The 25,087-nt window shown below is 71.8% G+C and carries 21 protein-coding genes and 1 pseudogene; 11 read left to right on the top strand and 11 right to left on the bottom strand.

Translation table 11 applies throughout. The features are described from left to right. Window positions 1-108: 108 nt before the first annotated feature. The 5 genes from OG210_RS00930 to OG210_RS00910 all read left to right on the top strand — a co-directional run bounded on the left by OG210_RS00930 (window position 109) and on the right by OG210_RS00910 (window position 4,644). A complete protein-coding gene (locus tag OG210_RS00930) occupies window positions 109-1,689 on the top strand; it encodes an ATP-binding protein (protein ID WP_328333649.1) in 1,581 nt (526 codons plus the stop codon). Further along, window positions 1,686-2,093, top strand: coding sequence for a roadblock/LC7 domain-containing protein (locus OG210_RS00925; protein ID WP_266851262.1), 408 nt, complete (start codon window positions 1,686-1,688; stop codon window positions 2,091-2,093). The genes OG210_RS00930 and OG210_RS00925 overlap by 4 nt, the downstream gene beginning before the upstream one ends. Further along, window positions 2,090-2,464, top strand: a complete 375-nt coding sequence (locus OG210_RS00920) for a DUF742 domain-containing protein (RefSeq protein ID WP_328333658.1) — start codon at window positions 2,090-2,092, stop codon at window positions 2,462-2,464. The genes OG210_RS00925 and OG210_RS00920 overlap by 4 nt, the downstream gene beginning before the upstream one ends. Next, on the top strand, window positions 2,445-3,059 hold the full coding sequence (locus OG210_RS00915) for an ATP/GTP-binding protein (RefSeq protein WP_328333660.1): 615 nt from the start codon (window positions 2,445-2,447) through the stop codon (window positions 3,057-3,059). The genes OG210_RS00920 and OG210_RS00915 overlap by 20 nt, the downstream gene beginning before the upstream one ends. A gap of 82 nt (window positions 3,060-3,141) precedes the next feature. Further along, on the top strand, window positions 3,142-4,644 hold the full coding sequence (locus OG210_RS00910) for a cytochrome P450 (protein WP_328333662.1): 1,503 nt from the start codon (window positions 3,142-3,144) through the stop codon (window positions 4,642-4,644). On the opposite strand, the gene OG210_RS00905 is transcribed toward OG210_RS00910, so the two are convergent. After that, on the bottom strand, window positions 4,638-5,723 hold the full coding sequence (locus OG210_RS00905) for a terpene synthase family protein (protein WP_328333664.1): 1,086 nt from the start codon (window positions 5,721-5,723) through the stop codon (window positions 4,638-4,640). The genes OG210_RS00910 and OG210_RS00905 overlap by 7 nt on opposite strands. Window positions 5,724-5,993: 270 nt before the next feature. Here OG210_RS00905 and OG210_RS00900 point away from each other — a divergent pair. Continuing rightward, window positions 5,994-8,171: pseudogene (locus tag OG210_RS00900) on the top strand (alpha-galactosidase); the annotation flags it as partial. On the opposite strand, the gene OG210_RS00895 reads toward OG210_RS00900, so the two are convergent. Then, complete coding sequence (locus OG210_RS00895; protein WP_371534774.1) at window positions 8,095-9,156, bottom strand: DMT family transporter; 1,062 nt, start codon at window positions 9,154-9,156, stop codon at window positions 8,095-8,097. The pseudogene OG210_RS00900 and the gene OG210_RS00895 sit on opposite strands and share 77 nt — an antisense overlap. Beyond that, window positions 9,153-10,145: a phosphatase PAP2 family protein gene (locus tag OG210_RS00890; protein WP_328333668.1), complete on the bottom strand. Its 993-nt coding sequence runs from the start codon at window positions 10,143-10,145 to the stop codon at window positions 9,153-9,155. The genes OG210_RS00895 and OG210_RS00890 overlap by 4 nt, the downstream gene beginning before the upstream one ends. Window positions 10,146-10,334: 189 nt before the next feature. On the opposite strand from OG210_RS00890, the gene OG210_RS00885 reads away from it, so the two are divergent. Then, entirely contained in the window at window positions 10,335-10,988 is a 654-nt protein-coding gene (locus OG210_RS00885; RefSeq protein ID WP_328333670.1) for a TetR/AcrR family transcriptional regulator, read from the top strand. 229 nt (window positions 10,989-11,217) lie between these two features. Here the strand turns inward: OG210_RS00885 and OG210_RS00880 are convergent, their stop codons facing one another. Further along, window positions 11,218-11,511, bottom strand: a complete 294-nt coding sequence (locus tag OG210_RS00880) for a YciI family protein (RefSeq protein WP_328333672.1) — start codon at window positions 11,509-11,511, stop codon at window positions 11,218-11,220. Window positions 11,512-11,521: 10 nt separating this feature from the next. Beyond that, window positions 11,522-12,445, bottom strand: a complete 924-nt coding sequence (locus OG210_RS00875) for a GNAT family N-acetyltransferase (RefSeq protein WP_328333674.1) — start codon at window positions 12,443-12,445, stop codon at window positions 11,522-11,524. Window positions 12,446-12,687: 242 nt separating this feature from the next. On the opposite strand from OG210_RS00875, the gene OG210_RS00870 reads away from it, so the two are divergent. Then, a complete protein-coding gene (locus OG210_RS00870; RefSeq protein ID WP_328333676.1) occupies window positions 12,688-13,176 on the top strand; it encodes a YchJ family metal-binding protein in 489 nt (162 codons plus the stop codon). A 6-nt stretch (window positions 13,177-13,182) separates the two neighbouring features. Here the strand turns inward: OG210_RS00870 and OG210_RS00865 are convergent, their stop codons facing one another. Then, window positions 13,183-13,578 carry a ribonuclease domain-containing protein gene (locus OG210_RS00865; protein ID WP_327294241.1) on the bottom strand — a complete coding sequence of 132 codons (396 nt, stop codon included), beginning with the start codon at window positions 13,576-13,578 and terminating at the stop codon, window positions 13,183-13,185. Between the two features lie 364 nt (window positions 13,579-13,942). On the opposite strand from OG210_RS00865, the gene tdh reads away from it, so the two are divergent. The 3 genes from tdh to OG210_RS00850 are packed head-to-tail and all read left to right on the top strand — an operon-like array spanning window position 13,943 to window position 17,109. Next, complete coding sequence (gene tdh, locus OG210_RS00860) at window positions 13,943-14,971, top strand: L-threonine 3-dehydrogenase (protein WP_328333678.1); 1,029 nt, start codon at window positions 13,943-13,945, stop codon at window positions 14,969-14,971. A 39-nt stretch (window positions 14,972-15,010) separates the two neighbouring features. Beyond that, complete coding sequence (locus tag OG210_RS00855) at window positions 15,011-16,198, top strand: glycine C-acetyltransferase (protein WP_328333680.1); 1,188 nt, start codon at window positions 15,011-15,013, stop codon at window positions 16,196-16,198. Next, window positions 16,195-17,109 carry a LysR family transcriptional regulator gene (locus OG210_RS00850; RefSeq protein ID WP_328333682.1) on the top strand — a complete coding sequence of 305 codons (915 nt, stop codon included), beginning with the start codon at window positions 16,195-16,197 and terminating at the stop codon, window positions 17,107-17,109. Before OG210_RS00855 ends, OG210_RS00850 begins: the two co-directional genes overlap by 4 nt. Window positions 17,110-17,172: 63 nt before the next feature. Here the strand turns inward: OG210_RS00850 and OG210_RS00845 are convergent, their stop codons facing one another. The 5 genes from OG210_RS00845 to OG210_RS00825 form a co-directional block, all read right to left on the bottom strand. Next, window positions 17,173-20,064: a glycoside hydrolase family 2 TIM barrel-domain containing protein gene (locus OG210_RS00845; RefSeq protein WP_371534771.1), complete on the bottom strand. Its 2,892-nt coding sequence runs from the start codon at window positions 20,062-20,064 to the stop codon at window positions 17,173-17,175. A 58-nt stretch (window positions 20,065-20,122) separates the two neighbouring features. Then, a complete protein-coding gene (locus tag OG210_RS00840) occupies window positions 20,123-21,406 on the bottom strand; it encodes an FAD-binding protein (RefSeq protein WP_328335675.1) in 1,284 nt (427 codons plus the stop codon). Window positions 21,407-21,511: 105 nt separating this feature from the next. After that, entirely contained in the window at window positions 21,512-22,453 is a 942-nt protein-coding gene (locus OG210_RS00835; RefSeq protein ID WP_328333686.1) for a M56 family metallopeptidase, read from the bottom strand. Beyond that, window positions 22,450-22,821 carry a BlaI/MecI/CopY family transcriptional regulator gene (locus OG210_RS00830; RefSeq protein ID WP_328333688.1) on the bottom strand — a complete coding sequence of 124 codons (372 nt, stop codon included), beginning with the start codon at window positions 22,819-22,821 and terminating at the stop codon, window positions 22,450-22,452. Before OG210_RS00830 ends, OG210_RS00835 begins: the two co-directional genes overlap by 4 nt. Window positions 22,822-22,999: 178 nt before the next feature. After that, window positions 23,000-25,063 (bottom strand): MDR family MFS transporter, encoded by a 2,064-nt coding sequence (locus OG210_RS00825; RefSeq protein ID WP_328333690.1) that lies wholly within the window; start codon window positions 25,061-25,063, stop codon window positions 23,000-23,002. Window positions 25,064-25,087 lie beyond the last annotated feature (24 nt).

Below are 25,087 nucleotides of genomic sequence, written 5' to 3'. Positions count from 1 at the left end.
TCGGGCTACGCTCGCTCATTGTGAGTTGAGATGACATGTATTCATGCACTTGTTCCCACATGTCTTGATAGTTCGATTCTCCCCACCGTCAACTGCCAGAGGGATCACATGGTTCGCGTTGAGGCGCCTCCAACCGATCGGACAGCGCCACTGGTTCGTGCGCTGCTGCTCTCCGTCGTTCTGACGTCGGCAGCCACGGCCGTCGGCGCGGTCGCGGTGGACCGGGCCGCCCGGATACCCCTTGTCTGGGCCGGCGCACTGGCCACCGTCGTCATCGCCGTACTCGTCACCGCACTCGTCCGCCGCGCCTCCGCGACCCGCACGCTCCACCGGGCCTACGGTGAGCGGCTGGCGTTCCTGGAACAGCGGCTCGCCGCGCATGACGCGGAGACCGTGCGGCTCGCCAAGGAGCTGATGCCCGCAGCGATCCACCGGCTCAAGCACGGTGAGTCGCCCCTTGAGGTCATGCGCATCCTCGTCGACAACAGCGAGATGTACCGCGACCTCCCCTCCGCGCAGCGCGAGATCCTCGCCTCACTGCTGAAGATCGTCGACGACGAGGAGTCGCAGCGGGAGGGCGCGCAGTTCGCGTTCGTCGGTATCGCCCGCCGCGTCCAGGCCATCGTCCACCAGCAGGCGGCGGAACTGCGGGAGATGGAGGAGGACCACGGCCGCCAGCCGGAGGTCTTCGACGACCTGCTCCGGCTCGACCACGGCAACGCGCTCATCGGCCGACTCGCCGACAGCATCTCCGTACTCGGCGGTGCCCGGCCGGGACGCCAGTGGCCCAAGCCCGTACCGCTGTTCAGCGTGTTGCGCGGCGCGATGTCCCGCATCCTGGAGTATCCGCGGGTCGACCTGCACTCCATCGCCAAGGTCGCCATCGTGGGCCCGGCCGTCGAACCGCTGATCCACGCCGTTGCCGAACTCCTCGACAACGCGACCCGCTACTCGCCGCCGCAGACCCGCGTCCATGTCACCGCGGTCGAGGTGCAGACCGGGATCGCCATCGAGATCGAGGACGGCGGGGTCAGCCTCAGCGAGGAGGCCCGCAAGCGGGCCGAGGGCATGCTGATCAAGGCGCAGGCCGGCGCCGACCTGAACAACCTGGGCGAGTCGCCCCGGCTCGGCATGGCCGTCGTCGGCCGGCTGAGCCAGATGTACAACCTCAAGGTGGCGCTGCGTCAGTCGGCGTACGGCGGCGTCCGGGCGGTGCTGATCGTGCCCCGCGAGATGATCACCACGGGCCCCGCCCCCGGGATCGCACACGGAATCGGTGCGGCCGGACAGCCCCGCACCGGAGCGGACACGGACATCGGCGCGTTCGCCGACCGCGTCCCCTCCAGGGCGCCGCGCAAGACCCCCGCGCCGAAGCGGCCCGCCCCGGCGGCGCTGTCGATGGAGGACGACGTACCGGTGGTGACCGAGTGGACCCCGAACGGACTGCCGCAGCGCCGCAGCCGCCTCCGTTCGTCCTTCGGCTCCGAGCAGGCCGCGGTGCCCGCACCGGCGCCCGAGCCCGACCCGTACACGCCCCGGGCGCCCGAGGAGACGCAGCAACCGGAGAAGGAGGAGCCCCAGCCGGGAATCTGGCTGGAGGCCTTCACGAAGGCGGCCAACGGAGTGCCGCAGGAGCCGTCGGCCGTCGGAGAGTCCGGCGAACCATGGGACAAGGGGGACCTGGCGTGATTCAGCAACTGGGCAGCATGGACTGGATGCTCAAGGAGCTGGCCGACGGGGTTCCAGGGATCCAGCAGATCGTGGTGCTCTCGGCGGACGGGCTGCGGATCGCCCGGCACGGCGGTGACCCGGACGGCGCGGACCGGCTCGCCGCGGCCTGCGCCGGACTCCAGAGCCTGGCAGCGGCGGTCGCCACCGAGATCCCGGACAGCGACGGCCGAATGCGGCTCGTCGTCATCGAGATCACCGGCGGGTTCTTCTATCTGATGGCCGCGGGCACCGGCTCCTATCTGGCCGTCCTCACCGACGAACGGGTCGAAGCGGGCCTGGTCGGCGCGCAGATGCGCGACATGGTGGTACGGATCGGGGCCCATCTGGCCAGTCCGCCGCGGCACGACGGGAAGGCCGGATGAATTCGCCGCCCCGCAGAGAACGCCGGAAGGCGGAGCCGGACTCGGGGGACCCTGAACGGCTCTATGTGATCACCGGCGGACCGGACGGCGGCGAACGGGCCGCGCTCGACCTCGTCACCATCGTGGTGTCCCGGGCCGAGCCGTCCCCGACCGTCCAGCCGGAACAGGCCGCGATCGTACGGCTGTGCAAGTCGCCGCTGTCCGTGGCCGAGATCTCCGCCTATCTGCGCCTGCCGTTCAGCGTGGTGACCGCGCTGCTGACCGATCTCCTCGCGGCCGAACTGGTCGAGTCGCGCGCGCCCATCGTCCGCGCCGCGCTGCCGGACCGGGCCCTTCTCGAAGCGGTGATGCATGGACTCCAGAAGCTCTGACACGATCGCAGGCCCCAGGAGGGAAGACGTACTGCCCGACACGGCCACCGCCGCGGTCAAGATCGTGATCGTGGGCGGGTTCGGGGTCGGCAAGACGACGATGGTGCGTTCGGTGAGCGAGATCCGCCCGCTGACCACCGAGGAGACGATGACCCAGGCCGGGGTCGGAGTCGACGACAACTCCGGTGTGGAGAGCAAGACCGCCACCACCGTGGCGATGGACTTCGGCCGGATCAGTATCAGCGAACAACTCGTGCTCTACCTCTTCGGCACCCCCGGCCAGGAGCGCTTCTGGTTCCTGTGGAACGGCCTCTTCGAGGGCGCGCTCGGCGCCGTCGTCCTGGTCGACACCCGCAGGCTGGAGGTCAGCTTCGACGTGATCGGCAGGCTGGAGGAGCGCGGCGTGCCGTTCATCGTCGCCATCAACACCTTCCCGGACGCGCCACGCCACCGCCTGGACGCGCTGCGGACCGCACTCGACCTGCCCGACGAGATCCCGATCGTGGACTGCGACGCGCGCCGGCGCGCCTCCAGCCGCGACACCCTGATGGCCCTCATGCGCTATCTGCACTCCCTCGCCATGCGGCGTGCCTAGACCCCTCGTGACACAGTCCTGGACCTCGCGTGACGTGCTCAGACCCTCTCGTACCGTCCCGTCCGTACGTATTGGAGTGACCGTGACAACCCCCTTCGACCACCAGCCCGGCACCGGCGCGGCAGTCCCGCCGCCGCAGTGCCCGGCCCACGGGCTCGGGCCCGGCGGGCTGCGGCGGCTGTACGGGACCGAGGCAGAGCAGGACCCGATGGGCCTGTACGAGAAGCTGCGCGCCGAGCACGGCCCGGTGGCACCCGTGCTGCTGCACGGCGACGTTCCCGCCTGGCTGGTGCTCGGCCACAGCGAGAACCTGTACATGACCCGTACGCCCTCGCTCTTCTCGCGTGACTCCCGCCGCTGGCGCGCCCTCCAGGACGGCACGGCGGCCCCCGACCACCCGCTCGCGCCGATCTTCACCTGGCAGCCGATCTGTGTCTTCGCCGATGGCGCCGAACACGAGCGGCTGCGCGGCGCGGTCACCGAAGCGATGTCGCACATCGACACCCGCAGCACCCGGCGCTTCATCAACCGCTACAGCAACCGGCTGGTCAACGACTTCTGCCAGGACGGCAAGGCCGATCTCGTCAGCCGGTTCGCCGAACATCTGCCGATGATGGTGATGTGCCAGATCCTCGGGATGCCCGAGGAGTACAGCGAACGCCTGGTGCAGGCCGCCCGCGACATGATCAAGGGCACCGAGACGGCCATCGTGAGCAACGCCTTCGTGATGGCCGCGCTCAACCGGCTGGTGGCCCAGCGCAGATCAGCACCGCGGGATGACTTCGCCAGCCGGCTGATCAAGCATCCCGCCGGGCTGACCGACGACGAGGTGAGCCAGCACCTGCGGCTGGTGCTCATCGCCGCGTACGAGACCACCGCGAACCTGATCGCCAACGTGCTGCGCATGGTCCTCACCGACCCGCGGTTCAGGGCCCAGTTGAGCGGCGGCCATATGACGGTGCCCGAGGCGGTCGAGCAGACGCTGTGGGACGAACCGCCCTTCACCACGATCTTCGGCCGCTGGGCGGTCGGTGACACCGAGCTGGGGGGCCAGCAGATCAAGGGGGGCGACGCCCTCGTGGTCGGGATCGCCGCCGCCAACATCGACCCGGTCGTCCGCCCCGACCCGAACGCCTCCATGCAGGGCAACCGGGCCCATCTCGCCTTCAGCGGCGGTGCGCACGAGTGTCCCGGGCAGGACATCGGGCGCGCCATCGCCGACGTCGGTGTCGACGCGCTGCTGATGCGGCTGCCCGATGTGGAACTGGCCCTGGAGGAGCACGAACTGAGCTGGACCGGTTCGCTGATGTCCCGTCATCTGGACCAGCTGCCCGTGACGTTCGCGCCGCGCCCGCCACAGGACATCATGGTGGCGCCGTCCCCCGCGGCGATGCCGCCGCCCCGCGCCGACTGGGAGGTCACCTCACACGCACCGGCCGCGCCGCCCGTCGTACCGCAGCCCGCACCGCCGGTCCAGGCGCCGCCCGCAGCAACGCCGCAGCCCGCAGCAGCGGTTCCGGCCCAGCGCGGTTCGGCCCCGAAGCGGCTCTGGCGCGCGATGACCAGCTGGTGGCGCGGCTACTGACCCTCGTCGAGCTGGTCCCACCACCAGGAGACGGACGGCAGTGGGAGCGGGTCCTGGTCCACCACGGCCGGGAGCCGCTTCCACCAGCCGTCCGGCCCGGTGGAGGGGGCGCCCGGCACGGTGTACCGGGGGCAGACCGAGGCCCAGTCCAGGTGGCCGCGCACGAACTGGCCCAACCCGTCGACGTACTGCCGGAGTTGGGGTCCGGCGTCCGGGAGCGCGCGCTCCCGCAGCCGCATGAAGAGCACCATCACCCGGTCGCGCATCACCACGGCCTCCTGCTGGGCGCGGTGCGCGTCGATGCCGTACTCCTGGGCCAGTACGTCGATCAGGTTCAGATCGTCGTCGGCGCGCAGGATCTCCTTGTTGCGGGAGTAGAGGTCGTTGTCCCAGCTGACCAGCGTCCAGGCGATCTCGGTCAGCGCGCGTATCCGGGGGTCTTCCAGTTCCTCGTCGGTGAGCGTCAGCCCTCCGGTGATCTCGATCATCGCGGTGGAGGGGGCCATCCCTATGGCCCGCATCCAGAGGGTGACGTAGTCGTCCAGTGAGGGGAGGCCGGGGCTGCTGCGCCAGGACGCCTCCCAGACGAGCCCGGAGGTGTAGACGCGCATGGCCTCGGTCCAGCGGCGCAGCTGGACCGGTGTCGCATGGCGGGCGAGGTCGAGCCTGATCGACCGCAACGCGGCCGTGCGCGCGGACTCGCCGGGGGCGGGGGCCGCGTACGGGGCCTCGACGGCGCGCATGATGCGGCCGGTCTCCTGGGCGAGCAGGCCGGCGGTGGCGTAGGACTCGTCGCACAGTCCGTCGTCGAGCGAGAACAGTACGGCGTGCAGCCGGGCCATCAGGGTCAGTGGCTCGATCCATCCGTACGGCATGGTCGATGCGGTCAGGCCACCGAAGTCGCAGAGGGTGAGACGGCGCCGCTGCTGCTCGTCGGTGTCCAGGTCCTGCTGCAGCATCCACCGTACGGTCGCCTCATTGAGCGAGGCCGACGCGGGGTGTGCGGCGGGTGGCACCGGGCAGTAGAAAGGCGCTGCTGGGAGCTGCTGAACCAGCCGCTGCTGCGGGGCGATGGTCATGATCAGCCTCCAAGTGCGGAATGCCTGACGATGCGCTGGAGCGTATACGCCCAGGCCCGATCGTTGTTTACCTTACAACTACCGGACGTGTGACCTCAATTGATCAATAATTGTCTTGAATCGAATCTAGCGCAGGTGTGTTCCGCGGTCGATGGTCTGTGACCCGGGCCTGGATCCGAGATGCAGCCGGTACCCGTATCTGTCCGGTACCTCCTATGTATCCGGTACTCGGTGGCCTCGCCGCCGGGGCCGGCAGAGAGGACCCTCCGTATGACCTGCACCGCCCCCAGAACCGTCCAACTGCGCGCAGCCGGTGTCGGTCTGGTCGTCGACCTGTCCGCTCCACTGCCCCGGATCCTGCACTGGGGTGAGGATCTGGGCGGCCTGACGGACGAGGAGTGCGCCGCGCTCGCGCTCACCGCCGACGGCGCCGCGCTGCACAACTCCCTGGACGAACCACGGCAGTTCACCGTCTGGCCCACCGAGGCCGACGGCTGGTCCGGCACCCCCGCCCACCAGGGCCATCTGGCAGGCACCGCCACCACGCCGAAGCCCCGTTTCGTCGCCGCCGATGAGAGCGACGGCGAACTGGTCGTCCGCCTCACCGAGGACGGCGCGGGTCTCGATCTCACCCTCGCCTACCGGCTGGACCCCTCCGGGGTGCTGGCGGTACGGACCACGGTCGCCCGGCGGCCGGACGCGGACCCCGTTCCGTACGACCTCAGCGGTGTCACCACTCTGCTGCCGCTGCCGCGCAGGGCCTCGGAGATCCTCGACTTCACCGGCAGATGGTGTCGCGAACGGTCCCCGCAGCGCAGGCCGCTCGGTCACGGCAGCCATGTACGCGAGCAGCGCAGGGGGAGGACCGGCCAGGACGCCCCGTACCTCCTCACGGCCGGGGTGCCCGGCTTCGGATTCCGCGCCGGCGAGGTGTGGGGCGTCCACATCGGCTGGAGCGGCAACCAGCGCTGGCTGGCCGAGCGGTTGCCCGAGGGCGCCGGGGCTCACGCCGCCGTGCTCGGCGGCGGGGAACTCCTCGCGCCGGGTGAGATACGCCTGGCGCCGGGGGAGACGTACACCGCGCCGGTCTGCTGGTTCGGCTGGTCCGGCATGGGGCTCGACGGGCTCGCCGACCGGTTCCACGCGCTGCTCAGGGCCCGCCCCTCGCATCCGGTGACCCCGCGCCCGCTGACGCTGAACAGCTGGGAGGCCCTGTACTTCGACCACCGGCCCGAGCGTCTTGTCGCCCTCGCCGACACGGCGGCCGACATCGGAGTGGAGCGGTTCGTGCTGGACGACGGCTGGTTCCTCGGCCGCCGGGACGACACCGCCGGGCTCGGGGACTGGACCGTCGACACCTCGGTGTGGCCCGACGGGCTGACCCCGCTCGCTGACCGGGTACACGAACGCGGCATGCAGTTCGGGCTCTGGGTCGAGCCGGAGATGGTCAACCTCGACTCGGAGCTGGCCCGCGCCCACCCCGAGTGGATCCTCGGGCCGAGCGCCGGACTCGGCCCCGGCTCCCGCCATCAGTACGCGCTCAACATCGGGCACCCCGAGGCGTGGGCGCATCTGCTCAAGTCGCTCGACGCGATCGTCACGCGGTACTCCGTCGACTATCTGAAATGGGACCACAACCGGGACCTGCACGAAGCCGTCCAGCGGTCGGCGGACGGCCGCGACCGGCCGGGCGTGCACGCGCAGACCGAGGCGCTGTACCGGCTGCTCGACGCACTCAGGGAACGGCACCCAGGTCTTGAGATCGAGAGCTGCTCCAGCGGCGGGGCCCGCGTCGACCTGGGGGTCCTGGACCGCACGGACCGGGTATGGGCTTCGGACTGCAACGACCCCGTCGAGCGCCAGGCCATCCAGCGCTGGACCGGTCAGCTGCTGCCGCCCGAGCTGATCGGCTCGCATGTCGGCGAGGCCCGCAGCCACACCACCGGGCGGCTCACGGACAGCTCCTTCCGGTTGCTCACCGCGCTGTTCGCGCATGCCGGAATCGAGCGCGACCTCGGCGCCTGCTCACCGGACGAGCTGGCGGAGCTGAGGGCCTGGGGCGCGCTCTACAAGGAGCTGCGGCCGCTGCTGCACAGCGGACGGGTGGTCCGCGCGGATCTCGACGGTGACGCCGCGCTGCTGCATGGGGTGGTGGCCCCCGGAATCAGCGCCGCCGTGTACTGCTGGGCGCAGCTGGCCACGTCGCCGGAGGCCCAGGCCGGGCGTATCGCGCTGCCAGGACTGGCCCGTACGGGGAGCTACCGGGTCCGGATCAGGACGGAGGCCGGGCTGCCGTCGTTCCGCGAAGTGGTGGCGCCCGCCTGGGTCACGGCCGCCCTGGACGGGTGGGTGGCGCTGCCCGGAGCGGTGCTCAGTGGAGCTGGGGTGCCGATGCCGGTACTCGATCCGGGGCAGGCACTGCTGATCGAGGTACGGAGGGTGGCGGGGGCGGACCGGACGGTGCAGGCGGGGCCTGCGTCGGCCGGACTGTGACGGTGGTCGGCAGCTCGGTCCTGGCGGCCGGCGGAGGAAGGGCGGGCGGCTCGGCCGCGGTGGGTGACGGCGGTGCGGCCGGTGGCTGAGCAGCCTCCGGTGCGGTGGTGGTCGCCCGGGTGAGGAGGACCACGCCCCGGGCGGCGGCCACCGCCCCCACGGCAGCGAGCAGCACTCCGACGGCGCCGCCTTGGAGGCGTTCGCCCAGCAGGGCCAGGCCGATCGCCGAAGCGGCGACGGGGTTGGCGAGCGTGACCATGGCGAGCGGGGCGCCGAGGCCACCCCGGTACGCGGTCTGCGACAGCAGCAGCCCGCCCACCGCGAAGGCCGCGACGAGCAGCGCCACGACGGCCGTGCGCCAGCTGATCACCGGACCGTGGGTGTGGTCGGTGACCGAGACCGTCACGGTCTGGGTGAGCGCCGACGCGACGCCCGATACGAGCCCGGAGGCGGTGGCGAACCGCAGCCCGGGACGTGCGCCCGGCCTGCCCGCGCGCCGTACGAGCGCGGCGACCAGCACGACAGCGATCGCCGCGATACCGAGCGCCTCGGGCAGCGAGAGCGTCTCGTGCGGGGGCGTGCCCCCGGCGGCCAGCAGCAGCGCCGCCAGGCCGAGAAGGGTGAGGACGGTGCCGCGCCACTCGGTCCTGGCGACCCGGCGCCCGGCGAGCCGCGCTCCCAGCGGGACGGCCGCGACCAGGGTGAGTGCGCCGAGCGGCTGTACGAGGGTGAGCGACCCGTATTTCAGCGCCGCCACGTGCAGCAGGGCCGCTGCCGCGTTGAGGCCGACCGCCCACCACCAGGCACCGTGGCCGAGCATCCGAAGCAGCCCGGAGCCCGGCCGGGTACGGGACGCGAGGCGCTCTTGCGCGACCGCGGCCGTGGCGTAGCCGACGGCGGAGAGGAGCGAGAGGGCGACGGCGGCCAGGGTGGCGTTCATGGGCACGCTCCTCGGGCAGCGAGTGCGCGGGCGGGCTCGGGGTACGGCTCGGGGTCGGGGGCCGGCCCTGGGACATGGGAGGGCTCGGGGTCGTGGGACGGCTCGGAGACACGGGGCGGCTCGGAGACGCCGGACGTGGCGGGCGCGGCTACGAGCACTGCGGGACCCGGTACGGCGACCGCGGGCGGGTCGGCCGCGAGCCCCGCAGCGGTGGCCCGCCCCTTCCGGCCGCGAAGGCCGCCGGCCCGCCGGCCCGGCAGTGTTCCGGGCAGCGGCAGCCGGATGAAGGCCAGCGCGACGGCGAGCAGCGCCGTGGCGACGATCGAGTCGAGCCAGTAGTGGTTCGCCGTGCCGACTATCACCAGCAGGGTGACCAGCGGGTGCAGCAGCCACAGCCACCGTGCGCGGGACCGGGTGGCGGCGATCAGGCCGATCGCGGTCATCAGCGCCCAGCCGAAGTGCAGCGAAGGCATCGCCGCGTACTGGTTGGCCATCGAGTCGGTGGCCGGTGCGGAGCCGTACACGGTCGGGCCGTAGACCTGCCCGGTGTCGACCAGGTGCGCCTCGGCCAGCATCCGTGGCGGCGCCAGCGGGACGAGCAGATGCAGGGCCAGCGCGGCGCCGGTCAACGCCGTGAGGACGCGCCGCACCCATACGTAGTGGGGCGGCCGACGCCAGTACAGCCAGGCCAGGAAGAGGATCATCGCCGGAAAGTGCACGGCGGCGTAGTAGGTGTTCGCGATGTGTATCAGCGAATCGCTGTGCAGCAGCGCCCGCTGGACCGAGCCCTCGTCGGGAAGACGCACCGCGCGCTCGAAGCTCCAGACGCGGTCCGCGTTGTGGAACGCCTCGGCCACGTGACCGCTCGCCACCTGACGGCCCAGCTTGTAGACAAGGAAGAGTCCGACGACCAGCAGCAGCTCACGGGCGAGCGGGGGCCGGGCTGTGGTGTCCGGCTCCCGTTCGACTGGCTCGGCGAGGGCACCCATCACCCCGACTCCTTTGCATTCCGTACCGAAAGTTCGAGGCGGGGTCCAGGGAATCCGGATCACACCTCATCGAAACGACAGTGTACCGATACGGAGACGTATCGGTACACCAGCGTATCGGTACACTGGCGTATCGGTAGGATGAAGTGGCGATGCCGCTCGTCACACGGAAACGGAAAGGGAGAAGCCATGTCGTCCCAGGATTCCGCGACGCCGTCCTCGCGCTCCAAGATCACACCGGAGCGTGAGCAGGAGTTCTACGAGGCGGTACTGGAACTTCTCCGTGAGGGCGGCTACGACTCGCTGACGATGGAGGGCGTCGCGTCCCGGTCGCGCTGCGGCAAGTCCACGCTCTACCGGCAGTGGGGGAGCAAGCCGCAGCTGGTGGCCTGCGCCCTGCGCGGCACCCGCGGCGGGAGCCTCACCAGCATCGACACCGGTACGCTCGCGGGGGACCTGCGGGAGACCGCGAAGTCGCTGGGGGCGCACTCGGGGCGCGACACCCCGCTGATGCACGCGCTCAGTCACGCGGCCCTGCAGAACCCGGAGCTCCTTGAGGCGCTGCGCGAAGGACTGGTCGAGCCGGCGGCTGCCGCGATCAACGCGATGGTCGCCCGTGCGGTGGCCCGTGGAGAGGTCGCGGCGGACAGCCCGGCGCTGGAGTTCGTCGCGCCGCAGCTGCTGGGTGCCATGCGTATCCGGCCGATGCTGGAGGGCCACTACGGTGATGCGGAGTACCTCGGCCGCTTCATCGAGGGCGCGGTACTCCCCGCGCTGGGACTGGCGGGCCGCTCCCGTGACCGCGAGGCCCCGAAGGTGCCGGACCCCGCGAGTCCGGCCTGACGCACACCGAGAGGCCCGGGTGCCTGAAAACACCCGGCCCTGAAAACACCGGGCCCGGAAGACACGGGCCCTGAAGACTGGCGGCCGTCGCCGAGCGGATGACGGCGGACCGCCTGCGCCGCACCGTGGGGACGGGGGCGGCGCGCCCCTCCGCCCGGAGCCCGCCCGTACGACGGCGGGCTCCGGGCGGCGCAGGGAGGCTGCCCGGCGGCCGGACCACCGCTCCGCGCTACAACTCCTGGCGGTACGCGTTGAGTTCGGGTGCCGTCTTCGTCGCGATGAACTCGGTGATCCGGTAGGCGCAGACGCCCGCGATGGCGAACGGGTCCGTCGCGGTGAGCTTCTCCATCGATGTGCGGTCGTCGCCGACCGCGAGGATGATCCCGCCGTCGCGTGGGTTCTTGCGGCCCGACGCGATGAAGACGCCTGCCGCGTACGCCGTGTCCAGCCAGGCGACATGCTCCCCGAGCAACTCGTCCACGCGCTCGATGGGGCCGGTGTAGGTCAATTCCAGTACGAACATGATCCGCAGGCTAGCTGGCCGGTGCGGCTGCCGCTCCCCGCTCCCCGCTCGGGTCCAGATCGAGCTGGTACTCGGTCGTCCGGTGGGTCGGTGTGTAGCCGAGCGCGTCGTTGACGGCCCGCATGGGCAGGTTGCTGTCGGCGGTGTCGGTGAGCAGCCCGCCTAGCGCGGGGTGGCGTTCGCGGGTCCGGCGGATCGCCTCGGCCTTCATCCAGCGCGCCAGTCCGCGCCCCCGGTGCCCGGGCAGTACGCCGGTGCCGTAGTGCTGGGCGTCGCCCGTACCGTCGCCGGGGACGACCAGTTCGGTGAACCCGGCGATCGAGCCGTCCGACTCGTCCACCGCCGCCACGGTGTACAGCAGGTCGCCCCGTTCACGGACGACCGCGGCGGCCTCCCGGACGCGGTCCGCGTCCCAGACCACCGTGCCGTAGTCCGTGTCGCCCATCGGCATGTCGTCCATCGCGCGGTGCGACGCCGCGAACGTGTCCGCCAGCTCGTCGGGCACCGTCCCGTCCCAGGACAGCAACCGGTAGCCGGGCCTGCGTTGCGCGACGATGCGGGCCAGGGCGGGGAGGTCCGCGCCGGCGAGCGCGAGCCGTGTGAAGGTGAGGCTCAGGACAGCACGGAAGCCCCGGCCCGCCAGGAAGGCCGCCCCGTCGGAACCGGCTCCGGCCTGGGCGATGACGGTGCCGCGGCCGTCCTGCCGGGCGGCGTCCACGGCCGCTTCGAGCAGCAGCGACCCCGTACCCCTGCGCCGCTCGGCCGGGTGCACCTGGAGTTCCAGTTCCGCGAGATGGTCCTGGCCCGGCTTGGTGAACAGCCGCAGGAACAGCGAGCCGACAGGGTTGCCGTCCGCGTCGGACGCCAGCCAGACCAGGCGGTGGCTCGACGGGCTGCTCCCCGGGTCGGTCAGCGGAGTGACGCGAACGGACAAGGCAACTCCAGGGCAGATGCGGACGGTTCGGGTGGCGAGGACGGTGCGGATCGCGAGGGCGGTGCGGATCGCGAGGACCTTCGGGCGGCGAGGGCGGTTCGTACGGCGAAGGCGGTTCGGGAGGCCCGGTGAACCTAGTCAGCGCACCGCCGCCGCAGCAAGCGGATATCCGGCAGGCGGATGTCCGCCCCGTACGGGAGCCCCCGCGCCGCCGAATGCCGTCTGCGGGCAGAATGCTGGGTATGTCCCGACGTACTCCCCGGTCACACCGTCCCCAGCAGCCCCGCCAGTCCCAGCGGAGCCGGCCCGCCGCCGACGCGCCCTGCCCCTGCGGTCTGCCCGCCCCGTACGGCGAGTGCTGTGGGCGCTTCCACAGCGGGCAGTCCGCCGCGCCCACCGCTGAGGCCCTGATGCGGTCCCGGTTCAGCGCTTTCGCCGTCGAGGACTCCGCGTATCTCCTGCGCAGCTGGCACCCGGAAACAAGGCCGCCCCGCGTCGACTTCGACGCGGGGCAGCGGTGGCAGCGCCTGGAGATCCTGGCGACCACCGGGGGCACCGCCTTCCACACCACGGGCACCGTCACCTTCCGCGCCCACTACACCTTTCGGGGGGAGCCCGGCGAGCTTCGCGAGCACAGCCGGTTCGAGCGGTACGAGGGCGCCTGGGTGTACGTGGACGGATCCGTGGAGGGAGACGGGGTCATGGACGGAGACGGCGGAGCGGAGCGGTGATCCCGGTCAGCAGGTGAAGTCGACCTGCTTGAACGTGACGTAGTGATCGGCGGTGTAGTAGTCCTCGGCGGTCTTCTCACCGGTGATGATGCGCCGGGCCCCGCGGGTCGGGCTGCCCGGGGTCTTCACCGTGTACTCGTGGTAGTAGCCGGTCGACTGCGACGGCAGTACGCCCTCCCGGTTCTGGAAGACGACTCCGTCCTGCGAGTACGGGAACGGGCCGTTGGTCTTGATGAGGTCCAGTGTGTCGTGTGCCTGGGAGGGGAGGGCGCCGTAACAGATGGTGCCGCTCACGGTGGCGTGGGCTTCGGTCGCGAGGAACACGGTAGGCGTGACGACGATCGCGGTGGCGATGCCGACGGCAGCAGCACGAGTGCGCAACGCGCGTAGAGTGATTCGCATGGGTCCAGGATGAAGGGGCCGGGAGCCCAGCGGAAGAGAAGTGATGAACCGTCACTTCCGCTTTACCCGGGGGTGATTGACCTCCACCGAACTTTCACGCGATGCGCGTGCGTGGGCCGGTCGGTGTGTGGTTCCGGGGAGCGTCCTGGGCTGCCGGCGGGACAGCTCGGGGACAGCTCGGGGGTGGCTCGGGGGCGGTTCGGAGAGGGCGGGCGAAGGCCGCCGGGACGCCGCGTGAAGCTCCGCTGTGACCCCGCTTAAGAAATCCTCGATGGACTTGGGAGGCCGCCGCTCGGCAGATTGGTGATGTCCACCGGACGTCCCGAACGTCCCGTACGTCACCGTCACGCCTGGAGCCGCCGCGATGAAGGCCCTTGTCAAGCAGCATGCCGAGCCCGGGCTGTGGCTCCTGGACGTCCCCGAGCCCGAGGCCGGACCCGGCGACGTACTGATCAAGGTGGCGCGCACCGGCATCTGCGGCACGGACCTCCACATCCGCTCCTGGGACGGCTGGGCGCAGCAGGCCGTCGGGACACCGCTGGTCCTCGGTCACGAGTTCGTCGGCGAGGTGGCCGAGGTCGGCGCCGACGTCAGCGACATCGCCGTCGGCGACCTGGTCAGCGGTGAGGGCCACCTGGTCTGCGGCAAGTGCCGCAACTGTCTCGCGGGACGCCGGCACCTGTGCCGCTCCACGGTGGGCCTCGGCGTGGGACGCGACGGCGCGTTCGCCGAGTACGTGGTGCTCCCCGCGTCGAACGTCTGGGTGCACCGCACCAAGGTCGACCTCGATGTCGCCGCGATTTTCGACCCGTTCGGCAACGCCGTCCACACCGCGCTCTCCTTCCCGCTGGTCGGCGAGGACGTGCTGATCACCGGCGCGGGCCCGATCGGCATCATGGCGGCGGCCGTGGCGAAGCACGCCGGTGCGCGCAACGTCGTGATCACCGATGTCAGCCCCTACCGCCTGGACCTGGCCCGCAAGGCCGGTGCGACCCTCGCGCTCAATGTGGCCGAGAGCGGCATCGCCGAGGCGCAGCGCAGCCTGGGCCTCAAGGAGGGCTTCGACATCGGTCTGGAGATGTCCGGGCGGCCCGAGGCCATGCGCGACATGGTGGACAACATGACCCACGGCGGCCGTATCGCGATGCTGGGCCTGCCCGCCGAGGAGTTCGCCGTCGACTGGGCGAAGATCGTCACCTCGATGATCACGGTCAAGGGCATCTACGGCCGGGAGATGTTCGAGACCTGGTACGCGATGACGGTGCTGCTCGAAGGCGGTCTCGACCTCTCCCCGGTGATCACGGGCAAGTACGCGTACCAGGACTTCGACGCGGCCTTCGACGAGGCCGCCGGCGGCCACTGCGGCAAGATCATTCTCGACTGGACGGCCTGACCCGGACCTCCTGACCCGAACACCACGAGGAGCACCCTGATGTACGAGTCCGTCCGCGACGGTCTGCGCGCCACCCTCGACGAGATCACCGAAGCTGGTCTCTTCAAGCCAGAGCGTGTCATCTCCACCCCGCAGAGCGCGGCCGTCGGCGTCGCGTCCGGCGAGGTACTGAACTTCTGCGCCAACAACTACCTCGGCCTCGCCGACCACCCCGACGTGGTCGCCGCCGCCAAGGATGCGCTGGACCGCTGGGGCTACGGCATGGCGTCCGTACGTTTCATCTGCGGTACCCAGGACGTCCACAAGGAGCTGGAGCAGCGCCTGTCGGCCTTCCTCGGCCAGGAGGACACGATCCTCTACTCGTCCTGCTTCGACGCCAACGGCGGAGTCTTCGAGACGCTGCTCGGCGCCGAGGACGCGGTGATCTCCGACGCCCTCAACCACGCCTCCATCATCGACGGCATCCGCCTCTCCAAGGCCCGCCGCTTCCGCTACGCCAACCGCGACCTCGCCGACCTGGAGCAGCAGCTCAAGGCCGCGACCGAGGGCGGGGCCCGCCGCCGGCTCATCGTGACGGACGGCGTGTTCTCCATGGACGGGTACGTCGCCCCGCTCGCCGAGATCTGCGATCTGGCCGACCGCTACGACGCGATGGTCATGGTGGACGACTCGCACGCCGTCGGCTTCGTCGGCGCGGGCGGCCGCGGCACCCCGGAGCTGCACGGGGTGATGGACCGGGTCGACATCATCACCGGCACCCTCGGCAAGGCGCTCGGCGGAGCCTCCGGCGGATACGTCGCCGCCCGCGCCGAGATCGTCGCCCTGCTGCGCCAGCGGTCGCGCCCGTACCTCTTCTCGAACTCGCTGGCCCCGGTGATCGCCGCCGCGTCGCTCAAGGTCCTGGACCTGATCGAGTCGGCCGGTGAGCTGCGCGAGCGCCTCGACGCCAACACCCGGCTGTTCCGCACGGAGATGACCGAAGCCGGCTTCGAGATCCTCCCCGGCGACCACGCCATCGCCCCCGTGATGATCGGCGACGCCGCCGAGGCGGGCCGGATGGCCGAGCTGCTCCTCGAACGCGGGGTCTACGTGATCGGCTTCTCGTACCCGGTGGTCCCGATGGGCAAGGCGCGTATCCGGGTCCAGCTCTCGGCCGCGCACTCCACCGCCGACGTGGAGCGGGCCGTGGCGGCGTTCATCGACGCACGGGCGACAATGGCAGGGTGATCGACCCTCGCCGCCTGCGCATCCTGCGGGCCGTGGCGGACCACCGTACGGTGACCGCCGCGGCCGCAGCGCTCTATCTGACCCCATCGGCCGTCTCCCAGCAGCTCGCCGCGCTGGAGCAGGAGACCGGGCACGCGCTGCTGACCCGCAGCGGCCGCGGGGTCCGGCTGACGGCCGCCGGTGAGATCCTGCTCACGCACGCCCACGCCGTCCTCGCCCAGCTGGAGCGGGCCGAGGCCGAGCTGGCCTCCTACGCGGGCGGAGCATCCGGCGAGGTGACCGTCGCCGCCTTCGCGACCGGGATCGCCGAGGTGCTGGCCCCGGCCATCCGCAGCCTCGCCGAGCGCAGCCCCGGCATCCGGGTCAGGGCCAGGGACTCCGAGGGGGACGAGAGCCTCACCCTCGTCCTGGACGGGGAGGCCGATCTGGCGCTGGCCGTCGAGTACCGGGGCGCTCCCCGCGAGGACGACCGCAGGCTCGCCCGGGTGCCGCTGTACGCCGAGCCCTTCGACGCCGTGCTGCCCGCGGACGACCCCCTCGGCCAGGGCCCGCACGTCACCCTCGCGGAGCTTGCCGACAGCGAGTGGATCGGGCCCTATCCGGGCAACCCCTGCCACGACGTGGTGCTCCTCGCCTGCGAGCGCGCCGGGTTCCAGCCACGCCTGGTGCACTCGTCGGACGACTTCAGGGCGGTCGTCGCGCTCGCCGGCGCGGGCGCGGGGGTCGCGCTGGTGCCCCGCTCGGCGCTGCGCGGGATGGAGCTGAAGGACACGGTGGTCCGCCCGGTGGAGGGCCCGGCCGCCACCCGCCGGGTGTTCGCCGCCGTACGCAGCGGCGCCGAGGACCATCCGCTGTTCCGGCCGCTCCTCGACGCCCTGGTCGCCGCCGCGGCCGGACTGCCCACGGGCTGACCGCACACCGGGCCCGGCGCCGGTGTGCGGCCCGGCCCGGCCCGGCCCGTTGTGCGTACCGGTTCAGGACACGGACTCGACGGACTGCTCAGTCTCCCTGGTCTCCTCGGTCTCCCCGGTCTCCTCGGTGAAGGTGAAGCCGAACTCGGCTGGCTCCGCGTGGAGTTGGTGCTGCGGGAGGACACCGGGCCCGCAGGACTGCGAGCCGATGCCGTGCTGGGCGTGGTCGAGGTTCACCCAGACCTCCCGGCCGGCCGGGCGCAGGTCCGTACGGTGCTCCGCCGCGTCGAGCTGCTCGGTCGTCCAGCGGCGCGCCGTGAAGGAGAACTCCGGGTCACCCGCCACCCGTACGCCCCCGATCGCGGCCCACCTGACGTCGGCCCGGGCGCCGTTCTCCTGCGGGCGGACGTACGGCGTCTGGAGGCCGTCGACCGACGACTCCCACCGGCCGAGCCGCGACGCCGCCCGGGTGTCGGAATACGCCTCGCCGGGGCCGCCGCCGAACCAGACGGCCGAGTCGGCGCCGGCCGGCAGCGCGAAGCGGATGCCGAGCCGGGGGAGCGGCACCGTCCACCCGCCTTCGGGCGTGACGGACACCGTGAGCCGCAACCGGGTCCCGTCGCCGGTCCACCGGTACACGGTCGCCAGGCCGGCGTCCCGCGCCGCGGGCGCCACCCTGGTCCGTACGGTCAGCGCGGTGCCGGACAGCTCGACGGCGTCCAGGCGGTGCTGCATCCGGTGCAGCCCCAGCTCGCGCCAGAGCTGCCCGTAGCGGGCGCCGGTCACCGGGTCCCTGCCGTTGTCGTTGTCCGTCGGCGCCCGCCAGACGTCCAGCCGCAGCCCCCGCAGCGCGGTGCCCCCGACCGTCCGCAACTCCCCGGTGCGCGCGTCGAAGGCGGCCGGGCCGAGGGTGATCAGCTCCCCGTCGCGGCGCGGGCCGGCGCTCTCCGGCACGGCCGGGGCCGTCCGCTGCCGGGGCGCGGCGGGCAGCTGGGCCCAGGCGACCTCGTGGCGGCTGCCGTCGGCGAGCAGCGCCCGCACCGTCCACCAGCTCTCGGTGTCCGGGTCCGTGTCCGGCGGTGCGGGGAGCGGTACCTCGGCCCGCTCGCCGGGTGCCAGCGCCGGTACGTCGAGGACGCCTGTACCCACGGTCCCGCCCGCCGCCTCGTACGACCACTCGAAGACGAGGTGCGACAGACCGGTGAAGTCGTAGCGGTTGAGGATACGGACCGTCCCCGCCGCCGCACCGCCGTCGATACCGACCGGCTCGATGACCTTCTTGTACTCGGCGAGCGCGGGGGACGGGGTGCGGTCCGGGAAGAGCAGCCCGTCACAGACGAAGTTGGCGTCGTGCAGTTCCTCGCCGAAGTCACCGCCGTACGCGTAGCCGAGTCCGGGGTGGGTCAGACCGTGGTCGATCCACTCCCAGACGAAGCCGCCCTGGTTGCGCTCGTACGCGTCGAAGAGCTGCTGGTACTCGGTGAGGCCACCGGGACCGTTGCCCATGGCGTGCCCGTACTCGCAGAGGATGAAGGGGAGTCGGCGCCGCTCGGCGGGTCCGCCGTCCTCGCCGCGGCCGATGGCCGCCACCTCGGCGTGCGAGGCGTACATCCGCGAGTACATGTCGGTGTCCGCGCACGACGGGTCGCCCTCGTAGTGGAGGGGCCGGTCCGGGTCGCGGTCCCTGATCCAGCCGGCCATCGCGGTGAGCCCGCGTCCGGTCCCGCACTCGTTGCCCAGCGACCAGATGACGACCGACGGGTGGTTCTTGTCGCGTTCCACCATGCGGGCCGCCCGGTCCAGCAGGGCAGGGGTCCAGCGCTCGTCGTCGACCGGATTGTCGCGCCAGTCCTGCTCGGTGAAGCCGTGGGTCTCCAGGTCGCACTCGTCGACTACCCAGAGCCCCAGCTCGTCGCAGAGACCGAGGAAGTCGGGGTGGGGCGGGTAGTGGCTGGTGCGTACGGCATTGATGTTGTGCTGCTTCATCAGCGTCACATCGGCCCGCATGGTCGCCAGGTCCAGCGTCCTGCCGGTGTCCGGGTGGAACTCGTGGCGGTTCACCCCGCGGAAGAGGATCCGCCGCCCGTTGACCTTGATGACGCCGTCCTCGACCCGGACCGTACGGAAGCCGATGCGCAGCGCCACCCGCTCACCGGCCGTGGCCAGTTCACCGTCGTACAGCCTCGGGGTCTCCGCCGTCCAGGGCTCGACCGGCACCGACACCTCGGCGCCTGCCGCGAGTTCGACCCCCAGCTCCGGTACGGTCACCCGGCCCGGGACCGTGCTGTCCACGCGCAGGGTCCCCAGGCCGGTCACATGGTCGTAGGCGGCGTGCACGAAGAAGTCCCCCGCAGCGCCCTCCGGACGGTGCAGCAGCGTGACATCGCGGAAGATACCCGGCAGCCACCACTGGTCCTGGTCCTCCAGGTACGACCCGGACGACCACTGGTGGACGCGGACCGCGAGCACATTGCCGCCGGGCCGCAGCAGTGCGCCCACCGCGAACTCGTGGGGCAGCCTGCTGCCCTTGAACTCGCCCAGCTCCTCGCCGTTCAGCCAGACCCGGGCGCACGACTCGATCCCGTCGAACCGCAGCACGGCGTCACCGGCCGACGGCCACTCCGACGGCAGGTCGAACGTGTGCAGATGGTCGGCGGTCGGGTTGCCGGTCGGTACGCGTGGCGGGTCGACCGGGAAGGGGTAGAGGTGGTTGGTGTAGATCGGCGCACCATGTCCCTGGAGGACCCAGTGGCCGGGGACCGCCACCTCGTCCCAGCCGCTCGCGTCGTACCCCCGCGCGGCGAACGAGTCGTCGGCCGCGTCGGCGGTCGGCGAGAGCCGGAAGCGCCACCTTCCGTTCAGCGACATGGCCATGGCATCGGATGCCGCATACCTGGCACGCGCCGGAAGGACGCCGCTGCCGGGGGACACGTCTTCGTAGTACGGGGTGCTCATCGGTGCTTGCTCTCCTCGCTCTGGGGTCTCCCGGGCCGGGGTGGGCGCGACAACGCCCTTACGACGGGTACGACGAGCTCGTGTCCGTCGCTCGGGCGTCATCGAGCAGCGGCGCCAGGAAGGCGTTGGTGAACTTGCCCTGTGGGTCGGACTCCCTGGCCAGGCGCCGGAAGTCGGCCAGCTTCGGATAGAGCGCGGGCAGCCGCCCGGCCGGCACGGTGGACAGCTTCCCCCAGTGCGGACGCGCGGCGAACGGCTCCAGCCGCTCTTCGAGCAGCCGGAGCACCGGCAGGACGGCCGCGGTGTCCTTGAGCCAGGTGAAGTGCAGCCCGACCGTGTCATGGCCGTAGGCCGGACTCAGCCACAGGTCGTCGGCGGCCACCGTCCGCACCTCGCAGACCTGCAGCAGCGGTGCGACAACGTCCCGGATCGCGTCCACGGCGTGCAGCGCGGCGAGCCCGTGGCGCCGGTCCACCAGATACTCCGACTGGATCTCCTCGCCCGAACTCGGCGTGAACTCCGCCCGGAAGTGCGGCAGTCGCTCGTGCCACGGCCCCGGCACGCCCTGCTGCTGGGTGCAGTGCACGGGCGGCACACCCGGTACGGGGTGCAGCGGACCCGGCGCTTCGGGGGCCCAGGGGAACTCGGGCTCGTGGCCCGCCGCGTACTTGAGCCACACCTGCCCGAAGTGCGGACCGCTCCAGTCGGTGAAGAGACTGACGCTGTACGCCGCCGATGTCACCGCGTCGAAGTGCTCGTCCAGGACCGACAGGGGCAGCCCGGTGCGGACCCGCTGCGCCAGTTCGAAGCCCGGCACCAGATCCAGGGTGAGCGAGGTGACAGCGCCGAGCGCGCCCAGCGAGACCACGGACCCGGCGAAGCGCTCGCTGTCCCGGTCGCGGCCGATCGTCCGCAACTCGCCGTCGGCTGTGACCAGTTCGAGCTCCCTGACCGCAGTGGCCAGCCCGCCCAGTGCGACCCCCGACCCATGGGTACCAGTGGCCACGGAGCCCGCAACGGAGATGTGCGGGAGGGAGGCCATGTTGGGCAGGGCGAGTCCGTGCGCGTGCACCTCCCTGGCCAGCTCGGCGTACCGTACGCCCGCCGCGACCCGGACCGTGGACGCGGCCCGGTCCACCTCGATCTCCGGGGGCAGCCCGGCCACCGAGACCAGCGTGCCGCCGGTGTCCGCGATGGTGTTGAACGAGTGACCGCTGCCCAGCACGCGCACCCGGGCGGAGGTGGCGACGAGCCTGCGGAGCTCGTCGAGGGTGGTGGGCCGGTCGATGCGCTGTGCCGTGAAGGCGATGTTCCCCGCCCAGTTCGTCAACATCTTCGAGATGTTAATCGGCGGTCGGCCGCCACAGCAGGGGTGTTGAGTGGGGCATTCCGCCGGGGCGCATCGGGTGCGCGTCCGGTGCGCTGGAGCAACGCCCCGGCGGACGCGTCAGTGGTGGCCGGACGCGGCCTGCGCCGCCTCGATGCCGCCGTGCAGATCGGTCGCGGCGTCGAGCGCCCCGCCCGCCGACAGCGAGAGGCACACCAGCAGCGCCCCGGCGAGGGCACGGGCGGCCCGCCCGTGCCACCCGTGGCGGGGGGCGCCGGCCGGACGGTGGCCCAGGAGCGCCGCGACCCGGCGAGGGACAGGACCGGCCGTGGCGGCGAGTACGACGCTGGGGCGCGCGGCGGGCACCCGGTGGGCGGCCAGCGCGGCGCGCCCGATGGCACGGGCCGCGAGCGAGCGGTCGCCCACGGCCCCGGCCGCCGACTCGTCGGCGCAGCGCTCCAGGGCGTAACCGAGCGGTGCCCGCAGTCCGCGCAGCGCCGGGTGGCAGTGCGCCGCCAGCTCGGCCGCCGCGATGAAGAGGTGGTGGCGGCCCGTGAGGTGCGCGCGCTCATGGGCGAACAGGGCCTCGCGCTCGGCCGGTGCCAGGGCCCGCAGCATCCCGGTGGTGACGACGATCCGGCCGGGGCGGCCGGGCAGCGCGTACGCGTCGGGGGCGGTGTCCCGGACCACGGCCAGCTCACCGCCGGCCCCGACGTGGCGCCGGGCGGCGCGCAGCTCGGCGCGCTGCCGCAGTACGGTCCGTACCAGCGCGGTGGCGCAGACGGCGAGCGCCGCACCGGCCGCCACGGCCGCGACGGTGGTGCCCGGCCCGCCACCGCTCACCGGGTGGATCAGCCGGCCGAGGGCGGCGACCGGCGGCAGCCGCAGCAGACCCGCCACGACGAGCAGCCCCAGCGCCGTGGCCGAGCAGCCGCCGAGCGTGAGCGCCGCGGCCGTCAGCAGCCGCACGGCCTGCCGCGGCGCCAGCAGCTCGGCGAGCCACCGGGCGGCGGGCGCCACGAGCAGGGGCATCAGCAGGGGTACCCACACCGCGTAGATCACTTGCCCTCGCTCTCCAGCAGCTCGCGCAGCAGCCGCTCGTCGTCGGAGCTCAGCCGGGAGACGAACCGGGCGAGCACCGTGGAGCGGTCCTGTTCCTTCTCCAGCTCGGAGTGCATCCGGCGGGCGGTGAGCCCCGGGGAGTCCTCGGTCGGGGTGTAGGCGAAGCCGCGGCCCTCCCGGGACCTGGTGACCCATCCCTTGTCGTGCAGCCGGCTCAGGATCGTCGTCACGGTGGTCCTGGCGAGCCCCCGGCCGAGGGTGCTCTGCACATCGGCGGGGGTCAGCGGCTCCCCGGCCGCCCACAGCACGGCCAGCACGCTCGCCTCCAGCTCGCCGGCCGGGCGCCGTTCCGGGTGCTCCTCGCTCATGCGGTTCTTCCTCCAGGAATGGGCGCTGCTGGTCCGGCCGGCGGGCCTGACTGCCGTGGTCGTCCGGGGCCTCCGCAGCGGAAGCTCCGAACACCATTATGAAAGAACGCCCGGCCTTCTGACTCCGGCCCCCCCTGACCTGCGGCGTTCTCCCGGGGGACGCCGAGCCCGGCCCGGGTCAGCGCGCGGCCGTCGCCGTCCCGCGGGCGCGCGGCAGACCGGTCGCCAGATCCTCGGCGAGCAGCCGCTTGGCGATGGCGTCCGCCGCCGCCCGCAGCTCGGCGCTGCGCGGCCTGCCGGTGTCCGCCTCCAGCCGGGTGTTCAGCCAGTGCGCCCAGGCCGCCGTGATCGTCTCGGCCTCCCGGAGGCCGGCCTCGGTGTGCGAGAAGAGGTTGCCGTCCCGGGTGAGGTAGCCCTCGTCGACCATCCGGTCGAAGACCGGCACCAGCACCTCCGGCGGGATCCGGTACCGGGCGGCGGTCACCCCGATGCTCGCGTGCCCGACCAGCCGGGTGAGCAGCTCGACCTGCATCACGGCCCACGCGCCCGCCATGTCGAGCCGGGTGTCGGACTCCGCGACGATCCGGCGGGCCAGGTCCGGATCCTGGCTGTGCAGGATCTTCGCGACGGAGAATTCCAGCATCTTGGCCGAGTCACCGGACGCGGGGGCGGCGAAGCCCTCACCCATGTCGGTCGACCCGGCGCGGGCGGAGTCGCGGAGCTTCACCTGCTTCAGGAACAGCGCCACGACGAAACCGATGAGCGCGACCGGCACTGTCCACAGGAAGACGGTGTGGATGGTGTGCGCGTACGCCTGGATGATCGGGGCCGCCGTGGCGCCGGGGAGCCGGTGCAGCGACTTCGGGTCCTGTGCGGCCCGGGCGATCTGCGCCGGGGCGGTACCGGACACCCCCGCCGCCTCACCGATGGCCGTACTGAGCTTCGGCTTGAGGGTGTTGGCGTAGATCGTGCCGAACACCGCGGTACCGAAGGCGCTGCCGAGCGTACGGAAGAAGGTCACGCCGGAGGTCGCGGTGCCCAGATCGGCGTAGTCCACGGTGTTCTGCACGGCGATGGTCAGCACCTGCATACAGAGCCCGATGCCGAGGCCGAGGACGAACATGTACAGCGACTCGCGCCACACCCCCGAGTGCGGGCCCATCCGGGACATCAGGAACAGCCCCGCCGCCATCACCAGCGATCCGGCGATGGGGAAGATCCGGTAGTTGCCCGTCTTGCTGACGACGTTCCCGCTGAACACGGAGGCGATGAGCAGCCCGACGACCATCGGCAGCGTCCGTACACCGGAGATCGTCGCCGAGTCCCCGTCGACGTACTGCAGATAGGTCGGCAGGAAGGTCATCGCCCCGAGCATCGCGAAGCCGACGATGAAGCTGAGGATCGAGCAGACCGCGAACACCGGGTTGGTGAACAGCCGCATGGGCAGCATCGGTTCTGCCGCACGCGTCTCGACGACGCAGAACAGCGCGAGCGCGGCGAGGCCGAGAGCGAAGAGACCGATGATTTCGCCGGAGCCCCAGGCGTACTGGTTGCCGCCCCAGCTGGTGGCCAGGATGAGCGCGCTCGCCCCGACCGTGACCAGCGCGATGCCCAGGTAGTCGATGACCGGCCGGCTGGCGGATCTGACGGACGGGATGTTGCGGGCGGCCGCGATCACCACCAGGACGGCGATCGGGACGTTGACGTAGAACGCCCAGCGCCAGGTCAGATGGTCCGTGAACACACCGCCGAGCAGCGGGCCGATCACCGTGGACACCCCGAAGACGGCACCGATCGCGCCCTGGTACTTGCCGCGTTCGCGCAGTGGGATGACATCCGCGATCAGGGCCATCGCCGTGACCATCAGCCCGCCCGCGCCGATGCCCTGGACCGCACGCCAGGAGATCAACAGGGACATGTCCGTGGCCAGGCCGCACAGGAAGGAGCCCGTGATGAAGATGATCGCCGACACCTGGAAGATCAGCTTGCGGCCGAAGAGGTCACCGAACTTGCCGACCAGGACGGTCGAGACCGTCTCGGCGAGCAGATACGCGGTGACCACCCAGGACATGTGCGACGCCCCGCCCAGGTCCGAGACGATCGTCGGCAGCGCGGTACCGACGATCGTCTGGTCGAGAGCGGCCAGCAGCACACCCAGCATGATCGTGCCGAACACGATGTTCCGCTGCCGTACGTCGAGGACCGGGGGCGCGGCAGGGGCCGTACTGCTGGCGGTGGTCACAGTGGCACCCTCACACCGGCGCGC

The organism is Streptomyces sp. NBC_00466, assembly GCF_041433995.1.
Classification (GTDB): Bacteria; Actinomycetota; Actinomycetes; order Streptomycetales; family Streptomycetaceae; genus Streptomyces.
The sequence above is the reverse complement of the archived record's forward strand: the minus strand, read 5'-3'. Positions and strand labels throughout refer to the sequence as shown.

What these genes read in the sequence shown, in the direction of transcription:
- OG210_RS00885 (WP_328333670.1), top strand. Translation starts at nt 10,335, where the DNA reads ATGTCGTCCCAGGATTCCGCGACGCCGTCCTCGCGCTCCAAGATCACA.
- OG210_RS00895 (WP_371534774.1), bottom strand. Translation starts at nt 9,156, where the DNA reads ATGAACGCCACCCTGGCCGCCGTCGCCCTCTCGCTCCTCTCCGCCGTC.
- OG210_RS00830 (WP_328333688.1), bottom strand. Translation starts at nt 22,821, where the DNA reads ATGAGCGAGGAGCACCCGGAACGGCGCCCGGCCGGCGAGCTGGAGGCG.
- OG210_RS00865 (WP_327294241.1), bottom strand. Translation starts at nt 13,578, where the DNA reads ATGCGAATCACTCTACGCGCGTTGCGCACTCGTGCTGCTGCCGTCGGC.
- OG210_RS00915 (WP_328333660.1), top strand. Translation starts at nt 2,445, where the DNA reads ATGGACTCCAGAAGCTCTGACACGATCGCAGGCCCCAGGAGGGAAGAC.
- OG210_RS00870 (WP_328333676.1), top strand. Translation starts at nt 12,688, where the DNA reads ATGTCCCGACGTACTCCCCGGTCACACCGTCCCCAGCAGCCCCGCCAG.
- OG210_RS00930 (WP_328333649.1), top strand. Translation starts at nt 109, where the DNA reads ATGGTTCGCGTTGAGGCGCCTCCAACCGATCGGACAGCGCCACTGGTT.
- OG210_RS00845 (WP_371534771.1), bottom strand. Translation starts at nt 20,064, where the DNA reads ATGAGCACCCCGTACTACGAAGACGTGTCCCCCGGCAGCGGCGTCCTT.
- OG210_RS00920 (WP_328333658.1), top strand. Translation starts at nt 2,090, where the DNA reads ATGAATTCGCCGCCCCGCAGAGAACGCCGGAAGGCGGAGCCGGACTCG.
- OG210_RS00905 (WP_328333664.1), bottom strand. Translation starts at nt 5,723, where the DNA reads ATGACCATCGCCCCGCAGCAGCGGCTGGTTCAGCAGCTCCCAGCAGCG.
- OG210_RS00890 (WP_328333668.1), bottom strand. Translation starts at nt 10,145, where the DNA reads ATGGGTGCCCTCGCCGAGCCAGTCGAACGGGAGCCGGACACCACAGCC.
- OG210_RS00855 (WP_328333680.1), top strand. Translation starts at nt 15,011, where the DNA reads ATGTACGAGTCCGTCCGCGACGGTCTGCGCGCCACCCTCGACGAGATC.
- OG210_RS00880 (WP_328333672.1), bottom strand. Translation starts at nt 11,511, where the DNA reads ATGTTCGTACTGGAATTGACCTACACCGGCCCCATCGAGCGCGTGGAC.
- tdh (WP_328333678.1), top strand. Translation starts at nt 13,943, where the DNA reads ATGAAGGCCCTTGTCAAGCAGCATGCCGAGCCCGGGCTGTGGCTCCTG.